The sequence below is a fragment of the Marinimicrobium sp. UBA4209 genome (genome assembly GCF_002381585.1).
Classification (GTDB): Bacteria; Pseudomonadota; Gammaproteobacteria; order Pseudomonadales; family Cellvibrionaceae; genus Marinimicrobium; species Marinimicrobium koreense.
This window is the reverse complement of sequence record NZ_DFTP01000026.1, coordinates 1-11,265: the sequence shown is the minus strand read 5'-3', so window position 1 is coordinate 11,265 and position 11,265 is coordinate 1. Positions and strand designations below refer to the sequence as shown.

Here is an 11,265-nt window from a genome sequence, read left to right as displayed (position 1 = left end):
TTCGGCACCCCGACCTACGTCTACTCCCGCGCGCACATCGAGGCCCAGTACCGGGCCTATGCCGATGCGCTGGATGGCATGCCGCATCTGGTCTGCTTCGCCGTCAAAGCCAATTCCAACCTGGGTGTGCTGAACGTGCTGGCGCGCCTCGGCGCCGGCTTCGACATCGTCTCGCGCGGTGAGCTGGAGCGTGTGCTGGCCGCCGGCGGACAGCCGGGCCGTATCGTCTTCTCCGGCGTCGGCAAGACCCGCGACGACATGCGCCGCGCGCTGGAAGTCGGCGTGCACTGCTTCAACGTCGAATCCACCGACGAGCTGGAGCGCCTGCAGCAGGTTGCCGCCGAGCTGGGCATGAAGGCGCCGGTGTCGCTGCGGGTCAATCCGGACGTGGATGCCGGTACCCATCCATATATTTCCACCGGTTTGAAAGAGAACAAGTTCGGCATCGATATCGAACGGGCCCCGGCGGTCTATCGTCGCGCGGCGGAGCTGCCCGGGTTGTCCGTGCAGGGGCTGGACTGCCACATCGGCTCCCAGCTGACCCAGCTCGCCCCGTTTATGGACGCGCTGGATCGCCTGCTGGTGCTGGTCGACGAGCTGGCGGGCGAAGGTATCCACATTCATCACCTGGACCTGGGCGGTGGCCTGGGGGTGACCTACCGGGACGAGACCCCGCCACCGGTCAGTGACTATATGGATGCGATCAAGGCCAGACTCGGCGATCGTAAATTGAGCCTGATGTTTGAGCCGGGCCGCTCCATTGCCGCCAACGCGGGCGTGTTATTGACTCAGGTGCTCTACCTCAAGCCCACCGAACACAAGAACTTTGCCATCATTGACGGGGCCATGAATGACAACATCCGCCCGTCTTTGTACCAGGCGTGGCAGAACATTGTGCCGGTGCGGGAGCATGGGGGTGAGGTAAAAACCTGGGACCTGGTAGGCCCGGTGTGCGAAACTGGGGACTTTCTGGGTAAAGACCGCTCGCTCGCACTACAGGCTGGTGACGTGCTGGCCATGCTCTCCGCCGGGGCTTACGGCTTCGGCATGAGCTCCAACTACAACAGCCGGGGCCGCCCGGCGGAAGTATTGGTGGACGGCGATCGCGCGCACCTGGTGCGGGCTCGGGAAACCATTGATGACCAGTTGCGCGGTGAGCAGGTGCTCCCCGACTCGGAGTAAGGAAGTTTCATGCGTTTGCGTTTTACCAAAATGCACGGCCTGGGCAATGACTTTGTCGTGATCGACGGCGTGACCCAGAAGGTGCGCTTGAGCACGGAGAAAATCCGTACCCTGGCGGATCGGCATTTCGGTGTCGGTTGCGATCAGGTATTGCTGGTGGAAACGCCGACCCGACCCGATATCGATTTTCGTTACCGTATATTCAATGCCGATGGCGGCGAGGTGGAAAACTGTGGCAACGGCGCCCGTTGCTTCGCCCGCTTTGTGCTGGAGCGCAAGCTGACCGGTAAGCGGTCCATCAAAGTGGAAACCGCCGGTGGCGACATGACGTTGAAAATCACCGAGCAGGGGCAGGTTCAGGTCGATATGGGCGTACCCCGCCTGAGCCCGGAGGAGATTCCCTTTCAGGCGGACGCCGAAGCGATCCGTTACGACCTGGTGCTGCCAGAGCAGACTTTGGATATCTCGGCGGTCTCCATGGGTAATCCCCACGCGGTGTTGATGGTCAACAAGGTCGACAGTGCCCCCGTGGAAACCCTGGGGCCGCTGATTGAGAGCCACGAGCGTTTCCCGCGTCGGGTCAATGCCGGCTTTATGCAGATGGTCTCTCCCAGTGAGATCAACCTGCGGGTGTACGAACGCGGCGCCGGGGAAACCCTGGCCTGCGGCACTGGCGCCTGTGCCGCAGTGGTGGCCGGACGGTTGCGTCAGTTGTTGGACGAAACCGTCAAGGTCAACCTGCCCGGCGGCAGCCTGAGCATCACCTGGCCCGGCCCCGGCCACTCGGTTATCATGACCGGACCCGCCACCACGGTGTTTCACGGACAGGTAAAAATATAAGGCCTTTATGAGCGAGCAAAGCACCGAAGCCAGCCAATTGACCGACGAGCAGGTTGCCCAATACCTGGAAGCGCATCCGGACTTTTTTGTTCAGCATCGCAAACTGCTCGCCGACCTGGAGCTGCCCCACGAAAGTGGTCCGGCGGTCTCTCTGGTAGAGCGTCAGGTGTCGGTACTGCGCGAGCGCAATATGGACATGCGCCACCGGCTGAGCAAACTGCTGGACAACGCCCGGGAAAACGACAAGCTGTTCGACAAAACCAAGCGTCTGGTGCTGGCCCTGCTTGAAGGTCGGGACATGGGCGATATCATCGACGCCTTGTGTTTCAGCTTTGACCAGGACTTCAATATTCACTACACCAGCATCCTGCTGTTCGGTCACGAAGATCGCGTTCCCAGCAGCCAGGCACGGGTGGTTACCATCGGCGAGGCGCGCCAGCACATCGCGCCCCTGCTGAAAAACAACCGCGCCATGTGCGGCACGCTGGGCGAAGGCGAGCTCCAGTTTCTGTTTGGCGACAACGCCCATCAGATTGGCTCCGTCGCCACCGTTCCATTGGTGCATGGCAATGCCTACGGCCTGCTCGCCATCGGCAACCGCGACCCCCACTACTACCGCTCCAGCATGGGCACCCTGTTCCTCGGCTACATCGCCGAAGTCCTCAACCGCTTGCTCCCCGAACACCTCCCGCGCTAATCTAGCACCGGAGTCTCCGTAGGGCGGATAAGCCAAAGGCGCATCCGCCGTTCCCTATATAGCGGACAGCACCCATGCCCCACCCTTTCTCAACCGAACGCACCGCCTTCCTCACCTACCTGCGCACGGAAAAACACCTCTCCCCGCGCACCGAAGACGCCTACGCCCGGGACCTGGACAAATTCCTCGCCTACTGCGAAACCCGGCAGATCAATGACCTTTCGGCGATCACTGTCCACCACTTGCGGGAAAACCTGGCCTCACTGCACCGCAAAGGCCTCAGAGGTAAAAGCCTGCGCCGGTGGCTCTCCTCACTGCGCGCCTTCTTCCGTTTCGGCATCCGTCGCGGCTGGCTGAAAACCAACCCCGCCGACGGCCTGCAGGCCCCCAAGGTAGAAAAGAAACTACCTAAAGTATTGGATGTGGATCAGGCCGGGCAATTCGTGGAAGTGAAGGACGAAGGATTTCTGGGCAAACGCGACCGCGCCCTGCTGGAGCTGATCTACTCCTCCGGGCTGCGCCTGGCGGAGGCGGTGGGCCTCAACCTGAACGACATCGACCTGCGCGAAGGCGCCGTCACGGTCACCGGTAAAGGCAATAAAACCCGGCAATTGCCGGTGGGCCAACAGGCCCGCGATGCCGTAAAAGCCTGGCTACCGGAGCGCGCCCTGGTGGCGCCCCCGGGCGAAACCGCGCTGTTTATCGGCCAGCGCGGCAAGCGCCTTACGCCCCGCGCCGTGCAACTGAGAATGCAGCAGCTCAGCATCCGACAGAACATGGACGAGCCGGTCCATCCCCACATGCTCCGCCACTCCTTCGCCAGCCATATGCTCGAATCCAGCGGCGATCTGCGTCTGGTGCAGGAACTGTTGGGTCACGCCAACATTTCCACGACCCAGGTGTATACCCATCTGGATTTTCAGCATCTGGCGAAGGTTTACGATAAGGCGCATCCGCGGGCAAACAAAAAATCAAAATAGTCAGAGTCGTTTGATTAGCAGGCTGGCTTTCAAGGAGAAGAAATTTTCTCCCGAACCGCCATCAACATTTTCCCATACTGATTCTCGCCCCGAAGATCCCTTCCGAGTCCCCAGAAATAATCGTACTGACTCACATCAACAATCTTCTTATCGCCCGTCGCCAACAATGCTTCGGAGAACTCCGGATACATCTGGCATTGAGTATAAATGGCGCGGGTCATGACCACGGTACGCACCCTGTCCCAGTCGGGGCGGGGTCGCTTGAGCCAGCCGCGACCGATGCGTCTTGCCTGCTCGGGAGTCGCCGCCTGGCGAATGTCATCAAACCGCTTTCGTCCCGGGTACTTCATGGCCTGGTAGTAATGCTCGGCGGTGGGCCACTCAAATCCGTCCAGTTCAAAAGGTCGCTGAATGGTGCAGCCCAGTGGATCCTCGGGTTGTAGTCGGGAAACGTGAACGGCGCGCTCGAGTTCGGAGGCTTGAAACAGGGTCATGGTCAGGCACTGAGGTTGCGTGATTGGAAGAGATCGAGTGTAGCAGATAGGGGCTGTAGGCAGGCCTACCCCAAGAATGCCCAGCCAATCACCGCCCCACTGGCCCCGGTAAACACAAAAGCCAACAGTGCCAGCAATCCATCCCGGCCGATAATGGCCAGTCCGAAAAAGGTCAGCACCGCCCCGGCCAGGTTGGCGCTGAAGGGGATAAATTCCATCAGCGGCATCATCAGTGCCACGGCCATACTGGATAGCGCGACACAGCGCATGGGAATGTAGCCGCGAATCAGGAAGATCAACCGGGGCTTGACCAGCCGGTCGATAAAACGGGCCGGTTTACGCGATACCCGGATGGCTCTGAGCAGGTGCGCGGTGGTGACCGAGCGGGCCAGTATCCATCGGGGCAGCCAGAAGTGTTCCTTGTGCAGCAGAAGCTGTACCGAGATGGTCAGCACCATCAGTGCGCACAGGGTGGGTACGCCGGGAATATCGCCAATGATGGGGGCGAGTACGATCAGGCCAATCAGCAGCAACACCGGGCCAAAGGAACGTTGGCCGATGGCGTCCATGATGGCGTCGATGGAAACTCTCGGCCGGTGATCGCAGATGTCTGCCACCCGGTCCAGTACTTCATCCAGGGATGCGACGTGGGGTCTGGTGTCCAAAGTCGGGCCTCTACCGATGCAGGCAAAGGCCTATAGGGTAGCGCGTTCGAGGGTGTTCCACCATGGACGAGTCGCCATTTTTTGCTGTGTCCACTCTATTGACACCTGCGGTGGTTCCCGTGGTCTACTAGCTATACCAACATGCGCAACGCATCCATCGGGGATGATGAGGCAGCGTCCCTTATCTACCTGATGCCCTTTCTTCAAATCAGGAGTAGAACATGCACTATGCCATTTCCACTACATGGGGGCCGAGCGATACCACCCGGGCGGCGATTCCCTTCATATTTGCCAACACGGCGTTGGAAGCCGGTGATACCGTCACCCTGATTCTGTTTCACGATGCGGTGACCCTGGCGGTTCCGGGCTGCCATGAGAAGGTGGTGCCCTGCGGTCCGCCGGCCAAGTTTGCCGAGGTGTTTGCGCACGAGAACGCGGAGATTATTGTCTGTAAGCCCTGCGCCGAAGCTCGGGGTATCGGGGACGGCCAGATTCTCGACGGCACCCGAATGGGGGGCATGGGGGATTTTTACAAACAGGTGGCTCGGGACGACTGCAAGTCCATGGCGTTCTGAAAACGGATCAAACGCCAACCCCAAAAGAAAAAAGCCCGCAGTTCCTTGCGGGCTTTTTCGTAGAAGATGCATCATCCTTGATCTGGGTAATCCTCCTTGCTGATTAGCTTCTCCTTAGCGGGCTACCCGGCGCCGGGCCATTCCCAAGCCGATCAATCCCAATCCCATCAGTATCAGAGCGCTGGGCTCCGGTACGCTGACTCCGGTTTTACCCCAGATGGCGACATTGGAGATGGCGCCGTTGCCAGGATAAAAACCTTGCAGGTCGAGGCTTTCCATGCCGTCCCAGTCTGCGAGATTGAACAGATACTGGGGTTGGTTACCGTCCTTGACGATCAAATAACATTCCGGACAAACAATTGATGGGCCGCCAACATAAGTGATCAGAGCGTTATTGGGGTCGCCGGAAAACACGGTGTTATAGGAGCTGGTGAAACTGCCCTCTTCGTTCCCTTCGTCGACATTCGCTTTGTAGTACAGCTCCAGGATGGAGTCCGTGCCCACGATGCCGGCAATGGTCGTCCCGCTCAGGTTAGAGTTGTTTTTCTCGGAGTTGTACTCCCAATCCGCATCTCCGGGGCCCAAAGGCAGCGCCTGTGCATGGCCTGCAAATGCCACCATAACCGTGGCCAGAGCAACACGAATTCCTTTTGATAAAATGTTCATGATAGGTACCTACTTGAATCGAACAGCGTATTGTGTCCGTGCCGAGGCTCGAACATTCGGCATCGCAGGTAATAAAGCAGGGACTGTGCCAAGGCGGGTAAACCCGCGCCATCATTGACGTTGTTTAATGGGGTGTCATTGACGGGGGCGGGTTTTGTAAAGTGACCCGACGCAAAAAATCGCCTGTTGGCGCCGGGTTCTACAAGGACAGAGCTAGTCGGTGTTGACCGTATAGGAGGTTACCGCGTAGCCCTTCTGTTCCAACGCGTTCAGCAAGCCGTCATCTCCAGCCAGATGCAGCGAGCCCACCAGAACCAGTTCGGTGCCTTCCTGCTCAAACAGGGACTCCAGCACCGGGAGCCAATCGTTGTTGCGCTCGGTCATCAGCGTCCGATACATCCCGGGGGCCTGCTCCCGCATCGGTTGCGCCATTTCCCGGTCCAGTGTTTCCAGGTCCCCGGTACGCCAGGCATTGACCATGTCGGTCATCAGCTGGTCAAAGCGCTTGAGGTCGGTCAGGGTTGCCTGAATAATGGCGTCGCCGTCGTGGCCGGTCATCACCTTCATATAATCCAGCACCTGCTCGGCCGTTTCCAGTTCGCCCATTGGCAGGTTATCGCGTTGTGCTCTCTGGTAGAAGTAGGCGTCAACGCCCTCCTGAATGCCGTTCTTCTGGGCGAGCATCACGGTCATTACCATGCTGACAAACGCGGGATCGAACCCCATGAACTGCTGTACCGGGAACTGGTTCGCCTGGGAATAGCTTTGTAGCTCTTTCCATACCTCCGGGCTGAGCTCGGAACTGAGGGTTTTGCCGGGCGGGTACATCATGACCTGCATCATTTTCTGGCCAAAGGCCGGATCCTGCATGACCCCGAGGTCGGTTTCCAGATAGAGGGCGTCCGCTTGGGCGTAGGCGGCGTCAAATTCGGCGGGCAGTGGGAAGTCGTCAGGGTGTAACAGATGGATGGTGCCACCGAGGAAAAAGCTCTGATCACCTTTACTGATGGTATAGAGCGCGGTGTCTGCCTGGGCGATGCTTACGGCGGCCAGCGCAGAGCTGAGCAGCAGGGCGTGGATGAGACGGTAAAACATGGCGGGGTGCTCCTTGTAATGGTTTATCAAAATCCTGAGCGCAAAGCCTAAACTGCCGTGGGTCAAGGCGCAACGCTTTCTGGTAACGCGAGCTGGTGAAAGCGCGGGACACTGCCTACAATGGCGGCTGATCATTTATCGTGAGTGACATTATGCCAATTTGGGTTGATGCCGACGCCTGTCCGGTGGTCGTGAAAGACATTCTCTGTCGGGCTGCGGATCGCTGGAAAATCACCACCACTTTTGTGGCGAACCAGGGCATTCGTGTGCCCCCCTCTCCCTTTATTAAAACCCGGCAGGTGATGGCCGGGTTTGATGTGGCCGACAATGAGATTGTGCGCCTGCTGCAACCGGGTGATCTGGTGGTCACCCAGGACATTCCCCTGGCGGCGGAGGTGGTGGAAAACGGGGCGGTGGCCATGAGCCCGCGCGGCCAGCCTTTCACCCGGGAAAACATTCGCCAGCGTCTGGCCATGCGCAACCTCATGGAAGAGCTGCGCAGCACCGGTGAAGTGACCGGCGGACCCTCCGGATTTTCCCAGACCGATCGCAAGCAGTTTGCCGACCAGCTTGACCGCTGGTTGCAGAAGAACGCCCGCCGTACCCAGAGTTCAGGACCATCGCCGAAATGACGACAGAGCTACGCCCGGATAACCGTCAGTTCTGGTGGACGGTCCTTCTGCTGGCTTTGCCCGTCGCCTTGCAGATGCTTCTGCAATCGCTGCTGGGCATGGCCGATGTGGTGATGGTCAGCCGGCTGGGCTCCGAGGCGATCGCCGCCGTGGGCCTGGCGGCCAAGTTGCACTTCCTGTTGCTGGTATTGATGAGTGGCCTGGCGACGGGTTGCAGTGTGCTGGTGGCGCAATACAGTGGTGCCGGTAAATTCGCCAGTTGCCAGCGTACCCTCGGCGTTACCCTGATGGTGGGTACCCTGACCATGGTGCCGTTTCTGCTGCTGTTTGGTGTGCGCCCGGATATCTGGCTCGGCTGGCTCAACCCGGATGCGGAAGTGGTGGCGCTCGCCGCCCGCTATTTGGTGATTACTGCTCCGGCGCTGCTGTTGACCCAGTGGATTGCCATTTACGAAGCATCGCTTCGGGCTCTGGGTAATACCGGCATGCCGCTGGTGGCGGGCACGCTATCCATTCTGATCAATGTCGCACTCAACTATATACTGATCTTCGGTCATTTCGGCTTTCCTGCTCTGGGGGTCGCGGGGGCCGCCTGGGGCACGCTGATTGCCCGCCTCTGCCAACTGTCGTTCATCCTCGCCTGGGTGTACGGCCGTCAACACGGCTTTGCGTTGCGCTGGGCGCAATTCAAAACGGCGCTCGCCTGGCAACCCGCCCGACGCTTTCTCGCCTTCTCCCTGCCCCTGGTGGCCAACTATGGGCTTTGGGGGCTGGGGAATGCCACCTACCATGTGATGACCGGGTTTACCGGCACCCACGCCCTGGCGGTGATGGGGGTGATCGTGCCCATTGAAAGCGCGTTTTTCGCGCTGTTTGTCGGTCTGGCCAGTGCCAGCGCGGTCATGGTCGGGCGTACCTTGGGGGCGGACAACACCGAGGAGGCCTGGCGCCTGCATAAAGTGTTTGATCGCCTGACGTTGATACTGGTGCTGACCTTATCGATGACACTGTGGTTGATCAGCCCCTGGATTCTGAGTGCCTTTGGTGAGGTGGAGCAGGATACGGCCGAGCTTCTTCAGACGACGCTGGGCATTTTCTGCGCGTTGGTCTGGGTCAAGATATTCAACATGATGCGTATCATCGGTGTGCTGCGCGCCGGTGGCGACAATCGCTTCGTACTGATAACCGATGTGTCGGTCATGTGGGGGGTGGGGATTCCGCTGTGTGCTCTGGCCATCTTTGGCTTGGGTTGGCCATTCCTGATTGTCTATGCGCTGATGTTTCTGGAAGACGCGCTCAAGTTCTTTCCCATGTGGCGACGCATTGGTAAGCGGTTATGGATGAATAATCTGACACAAGAGGATTAAAAGAACGCCCCTGTTGTGAACTGTGACCCGGTTCCTTGTCGGTAATTCGACACCCCCCTTAAGATCGCGGCTGATGGATTAGCCCCCCAATCATCAAGGAGTGACGCGTGATACCACCTGCAGTCCCGCTTGTTGTTCCCCAGAGCCTCCGCTGTTGGAGGCGTCGATGAAACTCTTTCGCCATCCCGAGGATCGGCTGCCGGTCGGGATCATTCTTTTCTATTTTTTGCTGGACCTGTGTGTTTACGCCTTCGTGGACAGCATTGTCTGGCTGGCCGGCTGGTTCCTGCTCGGCATTTTTCCGAAAACCAATGTCTGTGTCTGGAACCATAACCATCATCACTGCCGGACGTTTCATCACGCATGGTTGAATCGCCTGCTGGAAATTGTTTACGGGTTCCAGACCGGAATGCTCGCCAGTACCTGGACCTTGCACCACATCCACGGCCACCATCGTCACTACCTGGATCAGGATCGGGACACCTCGCGCTGGCAGGCCGGGGGCACCACCATCAGCCTGTGGCGCTATATTGCCGAAGGCCTGTTTCTTACCTACCCACGGGCGATTGCCATCGCCCGTCAACGGCCGAAGTTATTGCGTCGGTACTTGATCGAGTTGTCGGCCAGCCTCGGCATCCTGTTGGCGTTGACGGTGTATCGACCGCTGCCGGCACTGTTTGTGTTCTGGCTGCCGATGTTCGCCTCGCTCATCGTCACCATGCGTGCCACCTATTATCACCATCTGGAGCTCGACCTGGAAAACCCCATGGCGGCCAGTCGCAATGTGGTGGACTCCAAGTGGCTGAATATTCTGACCGGCAACATCGGTTACCACACGGCGCACCACCACAAGTGTGGTCTTCATTGGTCCAAACTGCCGCAGCTGCATAAAAAACTGGAGCCGCTGATTCCCGCTCATTGCTACACCCGAACCGTGCCCATCTATTACTGGATCGATCATCTGGATCGATTGCTCTCTCGCGTTTGCCAACCGTTACGTCGTCGACCGGCCTGTCGCTCCCGCACTCAACACTCATCCGATATCGCTCAGTGAGGCGCCGAGCTATGCCCATCATTCACTCTGACTATCGCGCTCCCTGGCTGTTTCGCAACGGCCACCTACAGACACTGTCACTGCGTCTGTTCCGGCATCGACCGAGCGAACGGCCCGAACCGGATCATTTCAGTACCGATGATGGCGACGAGCTGGAACTGTTCTGGTACCGCCCTGGACAGAGTGACACCCTGGTAATCTTCAGCCACGGCCTGGAGAGTCATGCCAAAGATGGACCGCTACTGAGTTTCGCCCACACGGTGTCCGGCTGGGGCTGCCATACCCTGAACTGGAGCATGCGCTCCTGTGGCAAACGGCTCAATCACACGCGCTGGTTCTACCTCGGCCATGACTATCAGGATCTGAAAGCGTTGGTGAATCACTATAGTCAACACTATCGCCGGATCTATCTGGTCAGTGTCAGTCTGGGTGGAACCATTACGGCGAATTATCTGGGGAAGGACAGCTCGGAGGTCAACCCGGTTGTCAAAGGCGCTTTTTTATTATCGCCACCGCTGGAGCTGGACTCGTTTCATGCGGCCATGACCAAGCCTCTGAACAACTGGTTGTACCAACGGCATTTTGTGCGTTCATTGCTCGACAAGTTTGAACGTAAAGCGGCTTATATCGATTTTGGTAAAGAAGTGGATATGGACTGGGTGCGGGACTGCAAAAGTGTGGACCAGATTGAGGATCGACTGTTTGCACCCATGCACGGCTTCGAAAGTTCGAAGCACTACCGTCAGCATGCTTGCTCCCTGCCCCACCTGAAAAACATCACCGTTCCGACCTATGTTCTTACCGCCGAAGACGACCCTTTTATTGACAACAATCAGTTACCGGTTAAATTGGCCAAAGAAAGCACGAATTTTTATTTGGAGCTGGCCCGCCACGGCGGCCATACCGGTTTCGTAAAACGAAAATCAGATCACCATCATTGGTACGAACGCCGATTCCAATGGTTCATGGAACGCACGGCGGTCGCGTAGGGCGGCATAAGGGCGCAGCCCGCATCCGC

The 11,265-nt window shown here is 58.6% G+C and carries 13 protein-coding genes; 9 read left to right on the top strand and 4 right to left on the bottom strand.

The window, feature by feature from the left end; translation table 11 throughout:
* The 4 genes from lysA to xerC all read left to right on the top strand — a co-directional run.
* Positions 1-1,182 (top strand): diaminopimelate decarboxylase (gene lysA, locus B3187_RS04230; protein ID WP_286804727.1); only part of this gene is annotated, 1,182 nt, incomplete at its 5' end.
* A gap of 9 nt (positions 1,183-1,191) precedes the next feature.
* A complete protein-coding gene (gene dapF / locus B3187_RS04225) occupies positions 1,192-2,022 on the top strand; it encodes a diaminopimelate epimerase (RefSeq protein WP_286804725.1) in 831 nt (276 codons plus the stop codon).
* A gap of 7 nt (positions 2,023-2,029) precedes the next feature.
* The gene (locus B3187_RS04220; protein WP_123638702.1) at positions 2,030-2,719 is read left to right on the top strand and encodes a DUF484 family protein; all 690 of its coding nucleotides are present in this window, start codon (positions 2,030-2,032) and stop codon (positions 2,717-2,719) included.
* A gap of 74 nt (positions 2,720-2,793) precedes the next feature.
* Positions 2,794-3,699, top strand: a complete 906-nt coding sequence (xerC, locus tag B3187_RS04215) for a tyrosine recombinase XerC (RefSeq protein WP_286804724.1) — start codon at positions 2,794-2,796, stop codon at positions 3,697-3,699.
* A 29-nt stretch (positions 3,700-3,728) separates the two neighbouring features.
* Here the strand turns inward: xerC and B3187_RS04210 are convergent, their stop codons facing one another.
* Positions 3,729-4,193: an NADAR family protein gene (locus B3187_RS04210; protein WP_286804722.1), complete on the bottom strand. Its 465-nt coding sequence runs from the start codon at positions 4,191-4,193 to the stop codon at positions 3,729-3,731.
* 65 nt (positions 4,194-4,258) lie between these two features.
* Positions 4,259-4,858, bottom strand: a complete 600-nt coding sequence (locus B3187_RS04205) for an exopolysaccharide biosynthesis protein (protein ID WP_286804721.1) — start codon at positions 4,856-4,858, stop codon at positions 4,259-4,261.
* 221 nt (positions 4,859-5,079) lie between these two features.
* On the opposite strand from B3187_RS04205, the gene B3187_RS04200 reads away from it, so the two are divergent.
* Positions 5,080-5,433: a DsrE family protein gene (locus B3187_RS04200; protein ID WP_024461697.1), complete on the top strand. Its 354-nt coding sequence runs from the start codon at positions 5,080-5,082 to the stop codon at positions 5,431-5,433.
* Between the two features lie 114 nt (positions 5,434-5,547).
* Here B3187_RS04200 and B3187_RS04195 read toward each other — a convergent pair whose 3' ends face one another.
* Complete coding sequence (locus B3187_RS04195) at positions 5,548-6,099, bottom strand: PEP-CTERM sorting domain-containing protein (protein WP_286804720.1); 552 nt, start codon at positions 6,097-6,099, stop codon at positions 5,548-5,550.
* A 213-nt stretch (positions 6,100-6,312) separates the two neighbouring features.
* A complete protein-coding gene (locus B3187_RS04190) occupies positions 6,313-7,194 on the bottom strand; it encodes a TraB/GumN family protein (RefSeq protein ID WP_286804719.1) in 882 nt (293 codons plus the stop codon).
* Positions 7,195-7,346: 152 nt separating this feature from the next.
* Between B3187_RS04190 and B3187_RS04185 the strand changes: the two genes are divergently transcribed.
* From B3187_RS04185 to B3187_RS04170, 4 genes are all read left to right on the top strand, one after another.
* Positions 7,347-7,826, top strand: a complete 480-nt coding sequence (locus B3187_RS04185; protein ID WP_286804717.1) for a YaiI/YqxD family protein — start codon at positions 7,347-7,349, stop codon at positions 7,824-7,826.
* Positions 7,823-9,193 (top strand): MATE family efflux transporter, encoded by a 1,371-nt coding sequence (locus B3187_RS04180; RefSeq protein ID WP_286804716.1) that lies wholly within the window; start codon positions 7,823-7,825, stop codon positions 9,191-9,193. The genes B3187_RS04185 and B3187_RS04180 overlap by 4 nt, the downstream gene beginning before the upstream one ends.
* 166 nt (positions 9,194-9,359) lie before the next feature.
* A complete protein-coding gene (locus B3187_RS04175; protein ID WP_286804715.1) occupies positions 9,360-10,247 on the top strand; it encodes a fatty acid desaturase in 888 nt (295 codons plus the stop codon).
* An 11-nt stretch (positions 10,248-10,258) separates the two neighbouring features.
* Positions 10,259-11,236 carry a YheT family hydrolase gene (locus tag B3187_RS04170; protein ID WP_286804713.1) on the top strand — a complete coding sequence of 326 codons (978 nt, stop codon included), beginning with the start codon at positions 10,259-10,261 and terminating at the stop codon, positions 11,234-11,236.
* Positions 11,237-11,265: the final 29 nt, after the last annotated feature.